At 67.6% G+C, this 19,169-nt stretch carries 16 protein-coding genes; 8 read left to right on the top strand and 8 right to left on the bottom strand.

Annotated features, from left to right (window positions below):
- Positions 1-147 precede the first annotated feature (147 nt).
- Positions 148-1,269, bottom strand: a complete 1,122-nt coding sequence (locus ACFV4K_RS05980) for a class I SAM-dependent methyltransferase (protein ID WP_379272440.1) — start codon at positions 1,267-1,269, stop codon at positions 148-150.
- A gap of 14 nt (positions 1,270-1,283) precedes the next feature.
- On the opposite strand from ACFV4K_RS05980, the gene rfbC reads away from it, so the two are divergent.
- On the top strand, positions 1,284-1,853 hold the full coding sequence (rfbC, locus tag ACFV4K_RS05975) for a dTDP-4-dehydrorhamnose 3,5-epimerase (RefSeq protein WP_379272439.1): 570 nt from the start codon (positions 1,284-1,286) through the stop codon (positions 1,851-1,853).
- Here the strand turns inward: rfbC and ACFV4K_RS05970 are convergent.
- The 4 genes from ACFV4K_RS05970 to ACFV4K_RS05955 are packed head-to-tail and all read right to left on the bottom strand — an operon-like array spanning position 1,837 to position 5,559.
- Positions 1,837-2,865, bottom strand: coding sequence for an NAD-dependent epimerase/dehydratase family protein (locus tag ACFV4K_RS05970; protein ID WP_379272438.1), 1,029 nt, complete (start codon positions 2,863-2,865; stop codon positions 1,837-1,839). The two genes, rfbC and ACFV4K_RS05970, sit on opposite strands and share 17 nt — an antisense overlap.
- Before the next feature lie 2 nt (positions 2,866-2,867).
- Positions 2,868-3,518: a PIG-L deacetylase family protein gene (locus ACFV4K_RS05965; RefSeq protein ID WP_379272436.1), complete on the bottom strand. Its 651-nt coding sequence runs from the start codon at positions 3,516-3,518 to the stop codon at positions 2,868-2,870.
- A complete protein-coding gene (locus ACFV4K_RS05960; protein WP_379272435.1) occupies positions 3,515-4,297 on the bottom strand; it encodes a glucose-1-phosphate cytidylyltransferase in 783 nt (260 codons plus the stop codon). The genes ACFV4K_RS05965 and ACFV4K_RS05960 overlap by 4 nt, the downstream gene beginning before the upstream one ends.
- Before the next feature lie 5 nt (positions 4,298-4,302).
- Positions 4,303-5,559, bottom strand: coding sequence for a methyltransferase domain-containing protein (locus tag ACFV4K_RS05955; protein ID WP_379272459.1), 1,257 nt, complete (start codon positions 5,557-5,559; stop codon positions 4,303-4,305).
- 520 nt (positions 5,560-6,079) lie between these two features.
- Here ACFV4K_RS05955 and ACFV4K_RS05950 point away from each other — a divergent pair.
- Entirely contained in the window at positions 6,080-7,591 is a 1,512-nt protein-coding gene (locus ACFV4K_RS05950) for a sugar transferase (RefSeq protein ID WP_379272433.1), read from the top strand.
- 112 nt (positions 7,592-7,703) lie between these two features.
- A complete protein-coding gene (locus ACFV4K_RS05945) occupies positions 7,704-12,179 on the top strand; it encodes a hypothetical protein (RefSeq protein ID WP_379272432.1) in 4,476 nt (1,491 codons plus the stop codon).
- Positions 12,180-12,222: 43 nt separating this feature from the next.
- Here the strand turns inward: ACFV4K_RS05945 and ACFV4K_RS05940 are convergent, their stop codons facing one another.
- Positions 12,223-12,537 (bottom strand): hypothetical protein, encoded by a 315-nt coding sequence (locus tag ACFV4K_RS05940; protein ID WP_379272430.1) that lies wholly within the window; start codon positions 12,535-12,537, stop codon positions 12,223-12,225.
- The gene (locus ACFV4K_RS05935) at positions 12,515-12,904 is read right to left on the bottom strand and encodes a hypothetical protein (RefSeq protein WP_379272429.1); all 390 of its coding nucleotides are present in this window, start codon (positions 12,902-12,904) and stop codon (positions 12,515-12,517) included. Before ACFV4K_RS05935 ends, ACFV4K_RS05940 begins: the two co-directional genes overlap by 23 nt.
- A 178-nt stretch (positions 12,905-13,082) precedes the next feature.
- On the opposite strand from ACFV4K_RS05935, the gene ACFV4K_RS05930 reads away from it, so the two are divergent.
- The 5 genes from ACFV4K_RS05930 to ACFV4K_RS05910 all read left to right on the top strand — a co-directional run bounded on the left by ACFV4K_RS05930 (position 13,083) and on the right by ACFV4K_RS05910 (position 18,660).
- On the top strand, positions 13,083-13,973 hold the full coding sequence (locus ACFV4K_RS05930) for a helix-turn-helix domain-containing protein (protein WP_379272427.1): 891 nt from the start codon (positions 13,083-13,085) through the stop codon (positions 13,971-13,973).
- Positions 13,970-14,179 (top strand): DUF397 domain-containing protein, encoded by a 210-nt coding sequence (locus ACFV4K_RS05925; RefSeq protein ID WP_379272426.1) that lies wholly within the window; start codon positions 13,970-13,972, stop codon positions 14,177-14,179. Before ACFV4K_RS05930 ends, ACFV4K_RS05925 begins: the two co-directional genes overlap by 4 nt.
- Entirely contained in the window at positions 14,157-14,378 is a 222-nt protein-coding gene (locus ACFV4K_RS05920; RefSeq protein WP_379272425.1) for a DUF397 domain-containing protein, read from the top strand. The genes ACFV4K_RS05925 and ACFV4K_RS05920 overlap by 23 nt, the downstream gene beginning before the upstream one ends.
- A gap of 127 nt (positions 14,379-14,505) precedes the next feature.
- The gene (locus ACFV4K_RS05915; RefSeq protein ID WP_379272424.1) at positions 14,506-18,087 is read left to right on the top strand and encodes a phosphotransferase; all 3,582 of its coding nucleotides are present in this window, start codon (positions 14,506-14,508) and stop codon (positions 18,085-18,087) included.
- A 33-nt stretch (positions 18,088-18,120) separates the two neighbouring features.
- Positions 18,121-18,660 carry a hypothetical protein gene (locus ACFV4K_RS05910; protein WP_379272423.1) on the top strand — a complete coding sequence of 180 codons (540 nt, stop codon included), beginning with the start codon at positions 18,121-18,123 and terminating at the stop codon, positions 18,658-18,660.
- A gap of 39 nt (positions 18,661-18,699) precedes the next feature.
- Here ACFV4K_RS05910 and ACFV4K_RS05905 read toward each other — a convergent pair whose 3' ends face one another.
- Positions 18,700-19,155 carry a nitroreductase/quinone reductase family protein gene (locus ACFV4K_RS05905; protein ID WP_379272422.1) on the bottom strand — a complete coding sequence of 152 codons (456 nt, stop codon included), beginning with the start codon at positions 19,153-19,155 and terminating at the stop codon, positions 18,700-18,702.
- Between the last annotated feature and the right edge of the window lie 14 nt (positions 19,156-19,169).

Below are 19,169 nucleotides of genomic sequence, written 5' to 3'. Positions count from 1 at the left end.
CGTACCCCTCGGCCGGTGATCTACCCCACGCTGAGGCTATCCCACTCGATTACCCTGCGTGCGGCCGCAATCGCATGATCGCGCTCACGGACCGACGAGTCGCGTGCCGGTGCCCCTCAGGTAGCCGGCGGACGAGAGTTGCTGGGTTCATAGCGATTCACGCACGTCGATCACCCACTTCCCGTCGAGTTCGGGCCACCGGGAGGAAACCTCGGGGAGTAGGTCCGGTAGCGTCAGCAGGACCCGATCTGGCTGCGCCGCAACGAGTTCGGCAGGCGACAGGATCGGGACGTCGGTTCCGGGCATGCGGCGGCCCTGCTTGGCAGGGGAGGCGTCGGCCACCCCGGCGAGCAGTCCGCGGTGCGCGCCCGCGAGATGGAGCAGGGCGACCGCGCGGGAGGCCGCCCCGTAGGCGTAAACGGTGCTGCCGGAAGCGTTCTCCGATTCCAGCCAGGCGCGCAGGGCCCGCGCCTGCTCATCGGCGGCCGACTGGAGTCCGCGCACCACGGCCGGGTCCGCGACCGCCGCCTCCGCGACGCGAATCCGGGCGATGGCCGGATCGGCGTCGGCGGGGGCGTGGACCGCGGCCACCAGGACGGTGCCGCCGTAGAGCTCGAACTCCCACGCCGTTACCGCCGCCAAGCCCGCCGACCGCAGCAGGGCCCGCAGCGAGTCCATCGAGTAGTAGGCGAAATGTCCGTGCCGCAACGCGTTCCACTGCCCCTGTTCGACGATCGCGCGCAGCGAGTGGAACTGCATCAGCAGCACCCCGCCCGGCGCGACGGCCGCCGCCCGCCGCGCGAAGGCCGCGCGCTGATCGGGTTCGTGCATGATGCCGAAGCAGTCGATCACCACATCGGCGGGGCCCTCGGTGACGGAGTAGCCGCGGTCGGTCAGCAGTGGCAGCCAGCTGCCGCCGTGCGGGCTGCCGAACTCGCGCACGGTGCCGCCGCCGGGCAACCAGCCCCCGGCGGCCACCCGGGACACCGCGTCCGCGGCCTGATCCCGCAGCGCCCGCGGCTCCACGCCGCGCGGTTCGGCGGTGACCGTGTCGTCCTCGGCGAGCTGCGCCAGCCCGCAGCCGGCGCACAGGTCCATGGCCAGCGGATGCGCCGCCTCGTCGCCGCCGGATATCGATTCCAGACTCGGAAAGTCGTCCGCCGCAGGCATTTTCCCGAGATCGAGCACCCGGACCAGGGGGCCGTGCCCGCAGCCGCGGCACCTCCGGCCCGGCTCCGTCCGCACGGCCTCCGCCGCCGTCCCGCTCATGGCAGCATGGCCTGGTGCGTATCGAAGCGACCGACCTCGCCGACGTCCTGCTGCTGACCCCGCAACCCTTCCGCGACGATCGCGGCCTGTTCACCCGCACCTTCGACGCCGAGGAATTCGACGAGCACCTGGGCCGGCCGGGCCTGGCCGCGAGCTTCGTGCAGGACTCCCAGTCGCGCTCGCGCCGGGGTGTGGTGCGCGGAATGCACGGGCGCTCCGGCCGCGGTGAGGCCAAGCTGGTGCGGTGCGCGCACGGCGCCGTGCACGACGTGCTCGTCGACATCCGGCCCGAGTCGCCGACCTTCGGTGTGCAGCAGGCCTTCCGGCTGGACGACGACGACTTCCGGCACCTCTACGTGCCGCCGGGCTTCCTGCACGGCTTCCAGGCCCTCACCGAGGTCGCCGACGTCTGCTATCGCATCGACCGCCCGCACGACCCGGCCGAGGACCTGGGTGTCGCCTACGACGATCCCGACCTGGCCATCGCCTGGCCGCAGTCGGTCACGGTGGTGTCGGAGCGGGACGCGGGTGCGGGATCGTGGCGCGAGTTGCTCGCCGCCCATCAGCTCACACCCCGGTCCTGATCCGGCGCAGTTCGCCGTCGAGCACCCCGGCCTCCTGCAGCGACGTCAGGTGCGCCAGGCGCGTGAAGCGCTGGAAGAAGGCCTCCGAGGTGAGCCCGCGCGCGGTGTACTCGCGATACAGCTCGGCCGCGCCGTCGGGAATGCTCCAGCGCGCCTCGAAGCCCAGTTCCTTACGGGCGTACCCGAAGTCGACGCGGTAGGAGCGCGGATCCGCGCCGCTCTCGCCGGTGATGGCCAGCGTGGACTCCGGGACCACGTCGACCACCGCCCGCGCGATCTCCGCGACCGTCAGATTGTTCGTCTCGGTCCCCACGTTGTAGGCGCGGCAGTGCACGGCCTCGATCGGGGCGTCCAGGCAGGTGGCGAAGGCGAGCGCGATGTCCTGCGCGTGCACCAGCGGCCGCCACGGCGTGCCGTCGGAGAGCACCTTCACCTCGCCGGTCAGCACCGCGTACCCGACCAGGTTGTTGAGCACGATGTCGGCGCGCAGCCGCGGCGAGAAGCCGAACGCGGTGGCATTGCGCAGGAACACCGGCGAGAAGCCGGAGTCGGCGATGGCGGCCACATCGTCCTCGACCCGCACCTTGGACTCGGCGTACGGGGTGAGCGGACGCAGCGGCGCGTCCTCGGTCACCAGGCCGGCACCGGCCGCGCCGTACACCGAACACGTGGAGGCGTAGAGGAACCGGCGCACCCCGGCCTCCTTGGCCAACCGGGCCAGCCGCACCGACGCGTGATGGTTGATGTCGTAGGTGATCCGGGGCGCCAGCGCGCCCAGCGGGTCGTTCGACAGTGCCGCCAGATGGACCACCGCGTCGAACCCGGCGAGCTGATCGACGGTCACCTCGCGCAGATCCACCGCGAGGGCGGGCGGCGGGGGCGGAGCGTCGCCCAGCACGCAGTCCGCGAAATAGCCGATGTCCAAACCGGTCACATCGTGCCCGGCCCGCTGTAGGAACGGCACCATGACCGTCCCCAGATACCCCTGATGTCCGGTGACGAGCACCCGCATGACTACGCACCTCCGAAAGTGATGACGGCCTTCTCGAGCAGAAATGCCTCGGCGTGCCGGGCGCGGCACTGCACCCCGCGCAGCCGCGAGAGGGCCAGGAAGGACTGCTCATCGAACCAGTCCCGATTGTGTTGCGAGGGATAGTGTTTCAGCAACAGGGCGGCCTTGGTCTCGGCCAGCCCCTCGGCGAGCGGATGGAACACCGCGGGCTGTGGAGTGTCGTTCTCCCACTTGAGTATTTCGTAGCCGAGCACCAGGTGGTCACGAAATTCCGTGGGGGCCAGCTCGGCCAGCAGCCGGTGGTCCTGGTGGGCGTCGCCGCGATGCGGCGCGAAGACCACCTGCGCCGCGCCGGCGCGGGCCAGCGCGGCCACCGCCTGCTTGGCCCGCGCCCAGTGCGCGGGGGCGTGGCCGTCGGGAATATCGAGAATGGTGAGGTCGAGTTCCGCTCCGGGACAGAAGGATTCGAGCGCGGCATGCTCTTCCTCGGCCCGCTCGGTGCCCGCGCCGGTCAGCACCAGCGCCCGCACCCGAAGACCGGGCCGCGCCTGCGCCAGCGTCAGCAAGGTGCCGCCCATTCCGATGGCCAGATCATCGCAATGCGCGGCCAGGAGCGCGACCTCGGTGATCGCGCCGGTGTCGAAGCCGATCATGCGCCGGGACGCTCCCACACCATCCACGGGCGATCGCCCTGCTGATATCCGGTGTCGAGCTCGGCGCGCTCCTTGAAGGTGTCGGCCGGCTTCCAGAAGCCGTGATGCTGATACCCGAACAGCCGACCCTGCCCGGCCAGCGCGCCGCAGGCGTCCTCCACCAGGTCCCCGCCGGGCGGCAGGTGGTCGAAGACCTCCTGGGTCAGCACGAAGTAGCCGCCGTTCTCCCAGATCGGCAGCTGCGAGACCGGGGTGATGTTCTTGACCTCACCCGCGGAGTTCACGTCCACGCAGTGGAAGGAGGACTGCGGCGGCACGATCATCATCGACGCGGCCGCCCCGGAATCCTGGAACTGCCCGATCATCTCGTCCAACGGGGCGTCGGTCAGCACGTCGGCGTAGTTGGCCAGGAAGTACGGCTCGCCCTCGAGGTGGCCGCGCACCCGGCGCAGCCGCTCGCCGATCGGCGACTCCACCCCGGTGTCGACGAAGGTGATGGTCCAGTCGCTGATGTCGGACTGCAGCAGCTCCACCTTGCCGCCGCGGATGACGAAGTCGTTGGACACCGACTCCTGATAGGTGAGGAAGAAGTTCTTGATGTGGGTGGCGCCGTAGCCCAGGCACAGCACGAAGTCCTTGTGCCCGAAGTGCGCGTAGTAGCGCATCACGTGCCAGATCAGCGGGCGCGGGCCCACCATCTGCATGGGCTTGGGGATGACGTCCTCGGTTCCGTTGCGCATACGCATGCCGTAACCGCCGCAGAACAGTACGACCTTCACGAGCTTTACCTTTCGGCAGGTGTGGATGCGGCGGCGTCGTCGAGCGTCGCATGATGAAGATGGGGGAGCGGGTAGATGATCTCGCCGCCCCGCTCGAGGACGTGACGCAGTTGCGTGGTGATCTCGCGCTCGAGATTCCACGGCAGCACCAGCACCACATCGGGGCGATCGGCGTCGATCCGCTCCGGTTCGTGTATCGGGATGCGGGTGCCGGGCGTGAACCGCCCGTGCTTGTAGGGGTTGCGGTCGACCGTGTACTCCAGCAGGTCGGTCCGGATGCCGCAGTAGTTGAGGAGGGTGTTGCCCTTGCCGGGGGCTCCGTAGCCGACGACCCGCTTGCCGGAGGCCTTGGCGTCCAACAGGAATCGCAGCAGATCCTGGCGCACCCGCTCGGTGTCGGGGCGCAGCTCCAGGTAGCCGGCGACCTCGTGCAGCCCGGCGTCGGCCTCGAGGCGCAGGACCTCGGCGACCCGATCGGTGGGGGTGCCCACACCCTGCGGTCGAGCCCAGATGCGCAGGGAGCCACCGTGTGTGCCGATCAGCTCGCAGTCGACCACCTCGAGCCGGGCGGTGGCCAGGGCGCGCTGGGCGGACAGCAGCGTGTAGTACTGGAAGTGCTCGTGATAGATGGTGTCGAACTGGGCCAGCGCCACCAGGTTCAGGGCGTGGTGCACCTCGATCGACAGCCAGCCGTCGTCGGCCATGAGCGCGCGCAGCGAGCGGGTGAAGCCGAGCAGATCCGGGATATGGGCATAGACATTATTGGCCACCACCAGATTCGCCGGTCCGCGCTCGGCCACCACGCGGGCGGCCAGCTCCTCGTCGAGGAAGCCCGTTTTGGTTGGTACGCCTTTGTTCCGTGCTGCCGCACCGACATTCACCGATGGCTCGATGCCCAGGCACGGGATGCCGGCGGCCACCGCGTGCTGCAGGAGATAGCCGTCGTTGCTCGCCACCTCAATTATGAAACAATTTCCGTTCAGTTTTAGCTGTTCGATTGCCTGGTCCACGAAGAGTTTTGCGTGCCGGACCCAGCTGTCGGAAAACGATGAAAAGTAGGCGTATTCGGTGAATGTCTCTTCCGGGGTGATCAGCGCCGGAATCTGTAGCAGCAGACAGTTTTCGCAGAGCCGCAGGTGCAGCGGATATGTCGCTTCGGGCAGGTCCAGCTCGTCGGCGGTGAGAAATTTCTCGCAGGGCGGCGTGGCGCCTAGATCAAGAACGCTGAGCAATCGATTCGAATCGCAAAGACGGCATTGCACGAAGTTTTCCCCATCTTTCACCGAGTCCAGGCTGCCCGCGCAGCACCGGATGACCAGTGGGTCGGCTCGGTACGGCCTTACGTTACAACAGGATTGCGAGGTGCCCGCGGGCTCGACGACGGACGGATAGTGCCAAAACAACTGTAAATTTGCGACCCGCAGAACCGGGCGTCCGGTCGGCAAACCGTCGAGCCCTGCGCCACAAGGGTTTCGACCAGCTCACACGGTGTGGCTTGCGTAGTTCAACCTGCGATTTTGCGAATAGGGGAAATGGGGGGATGGATGGGGGGAACCGGTCAGGTTCCTATCCGTTACTTTCCGGAAACGTTGAGGCCGTAAGAGATTGAGGGTGTATGACATCCGGTGTGTGTAACATTCGCCTTCTGGCCGCCGAAAGACTCGGCGGCATCATCGGTTGTCATGGTCTGAAAGCCCTTGGGAAACCGGCGTCAGCCTGGTCGTGGAACTGATCAGCGGGGATCGGAACCGAGTTCTCCCGTGGGGGAGGTGCGTTCGTTTCATGTCTTATGAAATCTCTGCCGGTCGCGCCGTGCGCGTGCACCGGCCGCCGCGTCCCGAGCCGCGCTCGGATCGTGAACGCTGGCAAGCAGATTACGCCAGTCGGCTATTTATCAGCGATCTTTGCGTATTAATCCTATCCGTCGGTTTCGCCCAGTGGATTCGTTTCGGCGGATCCGGTGCGGAGCCCCCGTTGGCGTCCCAACTACCGCTCGAGGTTCGCTACACCATGGTGTCCGCCGTGCTGGCGCTGGCCTGGTCGGTGACGCTGGCCCTCAGCGGAACCCGCTCGCCGCGCGTGATCGGCTGTGGCACAGAGGAATACCGGCGCGTGGTGTCCGCGTCACTCAAGCTCTTCGGCGGAATCGCTATTGTTTCGCTACTGCTGCGCGTGGATATCGCTCGCGGGTACCTCGCCATCGCCCTGCCGCTCGGCATGGTGTTGCTCATGGTGGAACGGCGGATCTGGCGGCGCTGGGTCGCGGGCCGGCGCGCTCGCGGCGCCTACCGCACCGCCATGCTGGTGGTCGGCAGTCCCGAGGCGGCGCGAGCGATGGTATCGGCCTTCTCCCTGGACCGTGACTCCGGCTATCAGGTGATCGGGGTCTGCACCCGCGCCGAGGGGCAGCTGGCGGAATCGGTGCTCGAGGTCGGCGGCCGGGAAGTCCCCGTGGTCGCGGGCGATCACGATGTCATCGACGCCGTGCGGCGCACCGGGGCGGACACCGTCGCGGTGACCGCCACGGACAATCTCGGGCCCGCCGACTTCCGCCGCATGGCATGGGAACTCGACGAACTCGGGGCCGAGCTGATCGTCACGCCCGGACTGGTCGACATCGCGGGCACCCGGCTCACCCACCGGGTGGTCGCGTCCATGCCGATGCTGCACGTGGAGAAGCCGCAATACGACCGGGCGAAGTCGATTCGCAAGGGCGTGTTCGACTTCTGCTTCGCCGTCGCCGCCGTGCTGGCCATCGCCCCCGCGCTGGCCTTGATCGCGCTCGCGGTGAAACTGTCCAGCCGGGGCCCGATCTTCTACCTGTCCGAGCGGATCGGCCGGGACGGGCAACCGTTCCGGATGATCAAGTTCCGCAGCATGTACGTCGACGCCGAATCGCACATCAACGCGCTCATCGACAGCAATGGCGGCAATCCGCTGTTCTTCAAGGTCCGCGACGATCCGCGCGTCACCACCATCGGCAAGGTGATCCGCAAGTACTCCCTCGACGAACTGCCGCAGTTCTTCAATGTGCTGCGCGGTGAGATGAGCATCGTGGGCCCCCGGCCGCAGGTGCAGCGGGAGGTGGACTCCTATGACGGCGTCATGCGACGGCGTCTGCTGGTGAAGCCGGGCGTCACCGGGCTGTGGCAGGTGAGCGGGCGCTCCGACCTCACCCCCGAGGACGCCATGCGCCTGGACCTGTCCTATGTCGAGAACTGGTCCATGGTGCTGGATCTGCTGCTGATCGCGAAGACGATCGGCGCGGTGACCCGCGGCGAGGGCGCGTACTGAAGCAAGCGACCGATATATAAGGCGCGCATCGCATCCAGCGGTGCGCGCCTTTCGTCTGCAACCCGTGGCAGACTCTCTGGAACAGTGACGTTCGGGGGAAGGACAGGGGAGGATGACGCTTCCAGATCCGGAAGCCGCGCGCGCGATCCTCATCGGAACCGTGCGCTACGCCCCGGATTCGGGCTTCGAGTCCTTCCCCGAAGTGGAGCGCAGCCTGCTCGACTTCGCCGAATTCCTGCGCGGTGAAACAGGACTGCCCGCGGATCACATCGATGTGGTTCTCGATCCGGGGGACAGTACGACCATCGCGGCCCGGGTCACCGCCGCCGCTCGCGCCGCGACCGGGCTGCTGCTCGTCTACTACGTCGGCCACGGGGTCGCGGTCGACAACCAGTTGCATCTGACCCACACGGGTTCGCGCTCGGCCGACGCCGATGTCACCGCCCTGCCGTATCCGGTGCTGCGGTCGCGGATCAAGTCCAACGCGCGCGGCCCCGTCGTCGTGATTCTCGACTGTTGCCACAGCGGAAGAGCCTTCGGCCGTGACGTTCTCGCCGGGGAAGGCGAGCCGCTGCGGGAGGCCACCGATATCGACGGCGCGTTCGTCCTCACCGCCACCGACGAGAAGACCAAATTCGCGCGGGCCACCGGGGGAGGCGGCCGCACCGCCTTCACCGGCATGATGCTCGACACCCTGCGCGCCGGGGTGCCGACGGCCGACCGGTACCTCACCATGACCGTCCTGTTTCGCGAGCTTCGCACGCGGTTGCCCGCCGCCAACATGCCGAAACCGAAAGCGCTGGAACGGGGCACAGCGGGACGAATCGCCTTGGCCGCCAACGCCGCATGGACCGGTCGCACCGAACCCGCCGCGCTGCCCGGTATCGGCGATACCCCATATCGGGCGACGATCCGCGACATCGCGCCCGCGGAGGGCCTGTCCGATCGCGACGCGGAGTTGACCGAGCTCGCCGACTTCTGCACCGGCGACGAGACGTACCTGTGGTGGCGGGCCGGACCGTGGGCGGGCAAGACGGCCTTGATGTCCTGGTTCGCCCTGAACCCGCCGCCGCGGGTGCGGGTGGTGGCCTTCTTCATCACCTCGCGCATGGCCGACCAGGACGATCATCGGGCGTTCACCGACGCTGTGCTGGAACAGCTCTCGGCCCTGCTACCGGATCAGGCCGCCACCGTGGCCAGCGCGACCGGGAGCCGGGACGGGCTGCGCCGCCACATGCTCGCGCTGGCCGGCGAACGGGCCGCGGAGCTCGGGCATCGGATCGTGCTGCTGGTCGACGGGCTCGACGAGGATCGCGGGCGGACCAGCATCGCCTCGCTGCTGCCGAAGAATCCCGGACCCGGCCTGCGGGTCCTGGTCTCCGGGCGGCCGAATCCCGGACTCCCGCTGGATGTTCCCGCCAACCATCCGCTCCGGCACTGCCGCCGCCGCGAACTCGGACCGTCGGCCAAAGCCTTCGACATCCGCGACGCCGCGCAGCTGGAACTGCGGGGGATTCTGGAACGCTCCGACGCGGACCAGCAGATTCTCGGACTGGTGACGGCCGCGCGCGGGCTGACCCGCGCCGAGCTCGAGGATCTGACCGGGTGGCCGCCGTTCCGCATCGAGACCATTCTCTCGGGCGTCACCGGCCGCACCTTCCGGGTCCGGACCAGCCGGTTCGGGGCCGACCACGTGTACCTGCTCGCACACGAGACCCTGCAACGCGAGGCCGAAGCGACGCTGGGCCGCGCGCTGCTCGCGGAATACCGAAACCGATTCCACGCCTGGGCCGACCGCTTCCGCGACCGCGGGTGGCCGGTGGAGACGCCGACCTATCTGCTGACGCGATACTTCTCGATGCTGCGCAGGCACGGCGACATGGTGCGGATGACCGAACTCGCCCTCGACACCGCGCGCCACGATCGGCTCCTACTGCTGTCCGGCAGCGACCAGATCGCGCGAACCGAGATCGCGACCGTGTCGGGTGTCTGGCTCGAGCAGCGGGATCCGGACCTGGTCGCGGTCGGCGATCTCGCCCTGCGGCGGCACCGGCTGACCCGGCGCGGACGCGACATTCCCGCGAAATTGCCTGCGGCACTGGCCGAGATGGGTGAACTCGTGCGGGCGCGGAGCCTGGCGGACGGACTGCTGGACCCGCACCGCCGCCTGCGCGCCCGGATCGGGGTCGCCTCGACTCAGTTTCTCCGCGACGATCCGCCACACAATCGGGCCGTGATCGACTCGCTGCGGGAGTCGGAGACCTCCGTCGTGCGCGACGCGGACCTCGCTCGCCTGGTCGACGCCCTCATCGCCGTCCCCGATATCGAGAGCGCCGAACTGCTGGCCGACGAGATCACCACACCCGTGGAACGGGTTCGGGTGCTCGCGCGACTGATTCCGGCCTGGCGGTCGATCGGCTCTCACGAGGCGATCGAGGCCGCGAAGACCGAGATCGACCGCCACGTGGTGTGGGCGCGCACCGCGGAACGCGACGAGGTCTTGCGTCCCGCGGTGCGCGCCTACGCGGCGCTCGACGATCACGACCGCGTCGAAGAGCTGAGCGGCGCCACCGAATCCGTCGGGGTGCGGGTGGTCGCCCTGGCTGCGATCGCCCGTTCGTTCGTCTCGCGGGGCGACACCGAATCGGCTGCCCCGCACGTGCGGTCGATCCGGTCGGAGCTCACGCTGATCAGCAGCAAGGTGGTCCGATCGCACGTGCTGGCCGCCATCGCCGACGATCTCGTCGCGGCCGGATTCTGCGAGGTGCTGCGCGCGGAGACCGACGCCGTGCTGATCGACATCGAGGACTGGCTCGCCCAGTTGGAGGCGTCGGACACCGGGTTCGATACCGCGTTCAACGACGCGATCAGCGGCATCTCCGACTACCCGTGGGGTCATATCGAGGCCGCGGTCGTACAGCTGGCCGAGTGCCTCGTCGCGCTGGGGGAAGCTGATCGCGTGGTCGCGCTGGCCCGCCGATTCACCCGGGGGACAGGCGGACTCGAGGTGGCTGTCCGCGCGCTGACCGCCCTGCTCGCGGCGGATCGGACGGCCGATGCCCGGCGGCTCGTCACCGAGATCGAACTCCGCGCGTACCAGAGCATCGACCCGCGCGAACGCGACCTGGTCCGGTACACGATGACGCGGGCGCTGGCCGTCGCGGGCGAGATGACCCGCGCTGTCGCGATCGCCGACCGGATCGACGGCGACGACCACCGGATCCTCGCCTTCACCTATCTCGCGACGCGGTCATCCGAATCCGCAACCAGCAGAAGCGTCTTCCTTGAACGAGCGATGAGCGCCATGCGCGTCGGCACCACGCTGCCGAACGGCGGCTACCCGCGGACCGACCGGTCATTCCTCACCACGGTCTTCGCCACCGACTGGCTCGGCGGCACCGCGGCTTCCGAGCCGAGTACGCCGCTGGCCGCGCTCGTTCGCGCGCTCCTGGACGATGCGGCGGTCGAGCGGGTACGCGATCTGACCGACCACCTCGTCGTGATGTATCACGGCTCGCTCGATCCGGTCGACGGTCTGGCTCCGGGGCTGGGCGGCCTCGCGGTGCTGCTCGCCGACACCGGACAGCTCGAAATGGCCCGCGAGCTGATCGACGGGATCACCCTGCTCCCCGTGTGGCTGACCTCGCGAATCCGTGCGGGCGCGGCGATCTGGAGTGAACCCGCCACCGTCGCGGAGCTGCTCGACGATGCCGAGCAGATCGCGATCGCGCTGCGAACCGTCGTCGAGGACGGCAGCGGCGAGCTCGCCGCCTTGGTCGCCGCCCGAGTCCGCGACGAGGCCGAAAGAACCGCCACCGCACGCGATTCACCCGACCTGCTGACGAATCGTGTGGTCAGCGCCCTGTTCTCGGCGGCCGTCGGCGATACCGACGCGGTGACCAGACTCCTGGCGACCCGATGGATGACCCCGCTCGGCGAAGAACGCGTGCTGGCGATGCTCGCCGGCTCGACCGCCCGCGCGGGCGCGGTGGACCGAGCGCTGGAGGTCGCCGAACGACTCACCGACGACCTCGCCCGATCCATCGCCTACCGAGAAATCCTGGCCGCCCAGGTGAAAGCGGGCCGCGAACCCAACGTGCTCACCCGCCGCCACTCGATCCCGGTGACCGGAGAGCGAATCCACGCCATGGCACAGGTGATCCCGGCGCTCGCCGACGGAGACCGATCGGAACGCTCGAAGACCGCGCTGGCATCCGCCACCGAACTCCTCTCCCAACTCCCCCCGGCCGAGACCCGCGACCGCGCGGCCGCCCGCCTGGTCGACGCCGCCCTCGCGATCGGCGCCCTCGACCAAGCCGTCGACCTCGCCCGCGGCACCACCCGCGAAATCCGCGGCCACCTCCTCACCCACATCGCCGACACCCTGGTCCGCACCTACCCCGCCGTACCGCCCGCCACCCAGGGCTTCGCCCGCCGCCGCATCCGCCGCCTCCTCGCCGAAGCCTGGAGCGTCGCCCCTTGGTCCTCGGTCCTGGACACCGTCGCCCGCTTCGACCCGGTCCTCCTGGTCGGCATCACCGACGAGGCCCTTCGCCTGGACTCGCTGGAACGCGTCACCAATCCCTGAACGTCGAACAGCGCCAACCAGAGACGGTCCGCTCGACGAACGGTCAGTTCGTATTGACCATGTGCCGCTCAATGGCTGAGTCGACCGGGTCCGTGGCGGTCGTCGCAGGCGAGGACTCGACACCGTCGAAAATCGCGTCGAGAATCCCGGCACGGTCGAGTGTGGCGCGGCATCCGTGGGACTCCCGCGCGCTGGCGATCACGGCGTGCAGCACCGCGGCATGAACCCGCGACCGTGGCACGGTCAACCGCCGGCCGCACCGTTCACTTTCACGCAGCCGTGCCTCGACAATGTCGAGCACATCCTGGATGACCTGTATCTCGATCGCATCGAAGTCATCGCAAGACATGGTGACCACCCAAAAACAGTGCACTGCAGCCCACTATCGCCGCTCGCACGATCATCGACAACGAGCGCCTCGCCTCGGCAGGGGACCGAACGGCCCGTTTGTCGAGCACCATCCGTCCCGCCGCCACGAGGGCATCTCGTGCCCGCGAGCGCACCAGACACGTGTCAATTCCACACCCGAGGTGTAGCTGCATCGCCGTATGCGCCTGTGTGGCAGTCAGTTTGCCGGGATCGGAGTAGCACGACCACAACCCGCGCACCGAATACCTCGCCACCGCGGGCTCCTCGATCGCTTGCTCGCTCGCCGCGGTCTGCCGCTTCTCGCGTTCGATCCGGTCGATGATCGCCTGCACCGACCACTGGTTGTTGCTGGACATAGTCACCTGCCTCCGTGTCATCGCTGTCGTGCCAGCACATCACCGGAACCCCGTGCAGGAACCCAAAATTCGGACGTTCCGATCACGTTGCTCCAAAGCGCCAGGGCGCAGTCCGTGCTCGGCGTACTGTCTGTTCCGCAATGACGTGTGGTTCGTTCCGAAACGTCAGGATGCAGACATGACCAGCGACGATGAACCTTCGACTTTGCCCAGACGGCAGTTGGGCCGGTTTCTGCGCGAGGCTCGCGACAGCCGTGGGCTATCGATGGATCGGGCTGCACAGCTGGTGGAGTTGAGCAAGACCGCCTTGCACCGCATCGAGACCGGTGGGGTGAAGAAGCTCCGTATCCGCGATATCGGAGCCCTCTGCGAGCTGTACGAGGTAACACCGGCTGATACCGACCGCGCCATAGAACTGGCCAAACAGTCCCAGGTCGCATCCTGGTACACGGCGTTCGGTGGGCTCTACAGCGATACGACCTTCAACATGTATGTCGGCTTGGCTGCCGCGGCGCGGCAACTGATCGCCTACCACGAGATAGTTCTCGGCCTGCTCCAGACCGGGGACTATGCCCGCTGCCTGATCACTGCGTTCTATCACGGCAGCAGCAACGAGGACATCGAGCGCCGAGTCGAGTTGCGTCTGAAGCGGCAGGCGATCATCACCCGAAGAGCCGACCCGGTGAAGCTCGAACTGCTCCTGCACGAATCGGCTTTGCACCGGATGGTCGGCGGCCCGCACGTGATGTCAGCCCAACTGCATCACCTGGCGGAACTCGGGAAGCTGCCGAACGTTTCGCTGCGCGTGCAGCCGTTCGCCGCAGGATGCAGTCGAGGGCTGCTCCACGGCCCGTTCGTCATTCTGGAGTTCGGGTTCGATGCCAAGTCTCGACCGATCGAACCGCCACTCGTCTACCTCGAGGGTTCAGGGAAGCCGGATATCTACATGGAGAACCGCGATGATGTACGGCGCTACCATGAAATCGCTTCGCTCATAAGGGAAACGGCATTGACCGAGGCGAAGACCCGAGACCTGCTACGGCGGGTAGCAAGGAGCTACACGGCATGAAGCCCGACCTGACCGGAGCACAGTGGTTCAAGAGCACCCACAGCAGCGGCCAGACCGACTGCGTCGAGGTTGCCTGGCTCCCGGAAGGCAGAGTCGGACTACGCGACTCGAAGAACCCGGCCGGCCCCGCACTGGTGTTCGCTCCCTGCGAGTGGGAGGCCTTCACGGCCGGGGTGATCGGCGGTGAGCTCGATCGTGACCGTTGATTCGACCGAGGGACACTGGTTCAAGAGCAGTTACAGCGAAACCGGTTCCCAGTGTGTGGAGGTCGCATTCCTTTCCGCGGGCCGGGTCGGAGTTCGTGACTCCAAGAACCCAACCGGCCCGGCCCTTGTGTTCGAATCCGGTGAGTGGGTCGCCTTCACGGCCGGCGTGATCGGCGGTGCGCTCGACGGTTCGGAGTGAAGGATCGTTGATCGTGAATGCTGTTCTCCTGAACGAGAATTGGATCGTGGAGAGCTGCCCTGCTGCCGTATAGTCGGGGTCCTACGACAGGCGTCGGTACGCGATCGCCGTCGGCAGGGGGTGCAGGGTGTCGGGCTCGTCTGATCTGCGGTCGCTGTTCAGCTCCGGTGGTGACGACATCGCCGCCGTTGACGTGTTCACCAATCGCCACGACGAATGGTCCGCGGTGGCCGAGAGTCTCGTCACCCATGTCAACGATCAACAGGCCGGTCGCTGTCGAGTCGATGATTTCTCGTCCCCGCGCCGGAATGTACTGGTGTTCTACGGCGTGGGCGGCATCGGGAAGACCACCTTCTCCCGACGCCTCGAAACTCATCTCGGCGTCACCGGTTCCCATGGCGCGGAGACCTTCTGGTCGCCCATCCCTGACCAGGTCGGGCGCGTGCTGCCGGTCCGCATCGACCTCGCACGTCAAGGCGGCGTCGGGTTCGAAGACGCATTGCTGGCGGTCCGGCTGGCGTTGGGAAAGCTGGGGTGTCCGCTGCGGGCCTTCGACATCGCCCTGCGCTGCTATTGGGAAGTCAACCACCCGAGCGAATCGCTCGAAGGCTACCTGCGACGGCACGGGTTGCTGCGCCGGCTTTCGGAGAAGGCAGCCGTCCCCGAGGATCTCCGCGCGGTGATGGAAGACCTGTCGGGTGCCGTCGAGATGCCCAGTGCGGTTGGCGCGACCGTACTCGGATTCGTCACCGGCCTTACCAAGGCCTTGCGGGAACGTCACGACAAAGTCCGCGCACTGTCGCGGTGCACCCGGCTACCGGACCTCCTCGACGCACCGCAGGACATCGACACGCTGTCCTACTTTCCACACCTGCTCGCCTGGGACCTCTCGCAGATTCCCGCGAAACATGCGGCGACACCGGTGATCATGCTCGACACCTTCGAGGACATCACCGAGCGCGGGCACCGGGACGTGGAGAAGCTGTATCAGCGGATGGTGTGGTTGATGCCGAACGCCCTGTTCATCATCACCGGTCGCAACCGGCTGCAGTGGGACGACATCAGCCTCGAAGGCCAACTCGACTGGACCGGTGGCCACCGATGGCCCAGTCTGGCGCCCGACGCTGCCGCTGAACCCCGCCAGCACCTCGTCGGATATCTTTCCGACTCCGACCGTGACCACTATCTGCGCACTCGCCTCACCCGTGGCGGCCGACCCGTGATTCCCGATGCGGTCCGTTCGGCGATAGCGGCCCGCTCCTACGGCCTTCCGCTGTACCTCGACCTCGCGGTGATGCGGTTCCAGGACGTCCTCGCCCGCACGGGCGCGGCCCCGGGGCCAGAAGAATTCCAGCGCGACTTCCCGGCGCTCGTTGCCCGCGTCATGCGAGACCTGTCCCCGGACGAGCGGACGGTCCTCAGGACGGTGAGCCTGCTCGACGCGTTCTCGATCGACTTGGCCACCAACGCATCCCGGCTGGCCCGGGACTCCGCCGCCCTGAACCTGGTGGAGCGACCGTTCATCACCTACAACCGGGAATCCCCCTGGCCCTACCGGCTCCATGAGCTGCTCCGCACTGCCGTCCGTGCCGCCGACGCCGCCACCGAGGACCGGTGGTCGCCTGCCGACTGGCGGCGCGCCGCACAGTCAACCTTCACGGCTCTCCGTGACCAGGTTCCCGCGGCCTCGGGCTACCGGTCGCGGCGGCAGCTGATGGCGTGCCTCACCCAGGGTCTGCGGCTGGGCAGCGAATTCGACCTCGAACCCGGCTGGCTACTCGAAGTCGCCTGGCGTTATGTCCTGGAATCCATCTGGGAACCTCTCGCGCTTCCCGCTCCGGGCAGTGACGGCGCAGCCGCGGCCATCGCGCGCACGCTGCACGCGATCTCCCTCGGACAACGGGCACATCGCCGCGACAGCGTGGACGAGCTGACAGCAGTGCTGTCGATGGCGGGGTTGCCTCCGAGCATGGAAGACCTCACCCGCTACTACCTCGGCGAGAATCAACGCCACCTCGGCCTCTACCGCGAATCCGCGGACAACATGCGCCATGTCGCCGCCGGTAGCAGTCCCCTTGCCAGACAAGCACTACGCGGGCTTTCACATATCGCGCGTCACCTCGGCGACTTCCCCGAGGCACTGTCCACCATAGAAGCGCTCGACCGCGACACTCACTACTTCCGTGCTCTGGGACACCTGTGGTGGGTTCACGGCGAAATCACCCTCGCCTGCTCCGCCTATCACACCGCCCGGCAGGTGGCCCTCGAACAGGATCAGCCCGGTCCCGCAGCCCTCGCCCAAGCCGGTCTCGCCTTCGCCGCGGCGTTCGACGATCCCGCGCGTGCCACCAGTCAGATCGCACTCGCGAACGCATTACTCCACGGACTCAACCAAACCTGGTCCCAAGCGCAGGTTTCCACCGCCGTCCTGCTGCAAGCGGCGGGCAGCGATACCGATATCGCCGGGCACGCCGCCGAACTCGAACACTCCTACACCCGTACAGGGCTCGGTTCCGCGCTCGCCTACCTGCGGTTCGCGGTCTGCTACCACCACGCCATCCGGGGCGAGCAGCCCGAACTCCGCAGCGCGCTGGACTCTTTGGAGGAATCCACCAGCGACGGTGAATACCGGTACCTCGTCGATATCGTGCACAGCCTCGCCGGCAACGAATCGGACCCAGACCATTCCGGCCCACGATGGATCGGCGGAACCGAGAGTGTTGTCGGACGATGGCGTGGCATGATCGCGGCTCGCAGAGCAGCGCTCGGGCTCCAACCCGTGGACCCGGCGTGGGACAGCGATACGCTCGACCCCATGACCGGCACCACGTCGTCCGCGTTCACCAGCGAATCCGCCACCCGCGCACTGCGACTCGCGGCACTCGAATCCGGCCTACCGATCGGCGACGCCCGCCTCATCCGCATCGGTGAGAATGCGATCTACGCTCTGCCCTCCGCCGGCGTCATCGCCCGCATCGCCCGCAGCGATGCCAAGCTTCCGCGGGTCGAGAAAGAACTCGCCGTCGCTCGATGGCTGGCCCGCAACGATTTCCCCGCCGTCCGAATCGCTGAGAATCTCCCGCAACTCGTGCGGGTGGACGGTCGCATCGTCACCTACTGGACCCTCGCCGACACCGCAGGCACCGTAACGATCGACGATCTCGCCACGCTGCTGCGGGACTTCCACGCCCTAGCGGCACCGGACTTCCCACTGCCGACGTTCGACCCGTTCTCCGCGGTCCCCGACCGCCTCGCCGACCCCGGGAACGCCGACCCCGTCGACGTCGCGTTCCTCACCGACCTCTACCAAGACCTGCGCACCCGCTATCAGTCGCTCGAATTCACCGACCTCGGCGTCATCCACGGCGACGCCCACCAGGGCAACATCATCCCCACCCCTGGCGGACCGCTGCTGTGTGATTTCGAAGTGGTCGCCTTCGGCCCGAAGGCGTGGGACACAACGACAATCGCCATGACCGTCGACCGCTTCGACCTCGCCGAATCCGACTATCAGCGGTTCACCGAGATCTACGGCGACGACGTCACCGAGCACCCCCACTACCGGCTCCTGCGCGATATCCGGGAGCTGACCATGGTCACCTGGCTCATGCAGCTCGTCGGCCTCAGTGACAGGCACGCCGCAGAATTCCGGCACCGAGTCATGAGCATGCGCGATGGCGACCGCCAGCAGAAGTGGAATGCCTTCTAAGTGTGTCCGGGTACCGCGAAATATGCTGTCGCAGTGGCCGATATCGTAGACCTGACCTTTCCCCCTGCTCTGGCGGAGGTCTTCGCCATCGGTTTCGAGTGGAACTGGGACGAGGAGACCGACGAATCCACCGGGTGCGACTTCGAACCGTACGGGCAATTCGAAGCGCCCGATCGTACGGCGTGGTGGTTCCGGCTCTGGACGGGCAACGACGAGGTCGACGGTCGCGAATTCCGGTTCTTCGGTTCCACCGGCGCCGGAGACTACGTTGGTTGCTGGCTGATCCGACCGGATGCGCCGCTCGCAGCCCAGCCCATCGTCTACGTCGGGTCCGAGGGTGAAACGGGTGTGATCGCACGGAGTCTCGGCGACCTGCTCTGGATCTTCGCGAACGGCTCGGGGCCGGCGGAGGCCTTCCTCTACCCGAGTATCGACACCGAGCCGAACGACGAGTTTCGTGCGATCGCCGAGCGCTATGCGCCGGGGGCAGGCCGTCCGACCGCAGAGATCGTGGCCGATGCCCGCGACGAGTTCCCCGGCTTCTCGGCGTTCATCGAATCTTTGTGTCGTTGAACGAGTCCGGCGAGACGAACGCAATTCCCTGAACGTCGATCAGTGGTCGCTGCGCGGGGACAGTTCGACGACGGGGATCACTCGGGTGGTGCGGTTCTGGTAGGTCGCGTAGCCGGGGTAGGCCTGGAGGATTTGGGGCCAGCGGGCTTCGCGTTCGGCGGCGGGGAGGACTCGGGCGGTCATGGGTTGGGACGGGCCGTGCTGGAAGGACACTTCCACCGAGGGGTTGGCGGACAGGTTGTGGAACCAGGCGGGGGAGATTTCGTCGCCGCCTCGGGAGGCCACGATCAGGTAGCGGGGGCCGTCGACGATCGGGACGGTCAGGACGACGGTGTGGGGTTTGCCGGTGCGGCGGCCGGTGGTGGTGAGGGTCAGGGTGGGCATGTTCTTGAAGCGGGTGCCGAGTTTGCCGGCGGTGACGTCGATCAGGCGGCGGTGCAGGGTGGTCGAGGTCTTCAGGAACAGCTCGGTGGCGGTGCGGTGGAGGTCGGGCACGGCGGGCTCCTCGG

It is taken from the genome of Nocardia sp. NPDC059764 (assembly GCF_042732555.1).
GTDB lineage: Bacteria > Actinomycetota > Actinomycetes > Mycobacteriales > Mycobacteriaceae > Nocardia.
This window is presented reverse-complemented; position numbering and strand designations above follow the sequence as displayed.

Bases quoted from the DNA above. Each gene is read 5' to 3' on its own strand.
- ACFV4K_RS05980 (WP_379272440.1), bottom strand. From the start codon at position 1,269: ATGAGCGGGACGGCGGCGGAGGCCGTGCGGACGGAGCCGGGCCGGAGG.
- ACFV4K_RS05970 (WP_379272438.1), bottom strand. From the start codon at position 2,865: ATGCGGGTGCTCGTCACCGGACATCAGGGGTATCTGGGGACGGTCATG.
- ACFV4K_RS05965 (WP_379272436.1), bottom strand. From the start codon at position 3,518: ATGATCGGCTTCGACACCGGCGCGATCACCGAGGTCGCGCTCCTGGCC.
- ACFV4K_RS05950 (WP_379272433.1), top strand. From the start codon at position 6,080: ATGTCTTATGAAATCTCTGCCGGTCGCGCCGTGCGCGTGCACCGGCCG.
- ACFV4K_RS05945 (WP_379272432.1), top strand. From the start codon at position 7,704: ATGACGCTTCCAGATCCGGAAGCCGCGCGCGCGATCCTCATCGGAACC.
- ACFV4K_RS05935 (WP_379272429.1), bottom strand. From the start codon at position 12,904: ATGTCCAGCAACAACCAGTGGTCGGTGCAGGCGATCATCGACCGGATC.
- ACFV4K_RS05930 (WP_379272427.1), top strand. From the start codon at position 13,083: ATGACCAGCGACGATGAACCTTCGACTTTGCCCAGACGGCAGTTGGGC.
- ACFV4K_RS05925 (WP_379272426.1), top strand. From the start codon at position 13,970: ATGAAGCCCGACCTGACCGGAGCACAGTGGTTCAAGAGCACCCACAGC.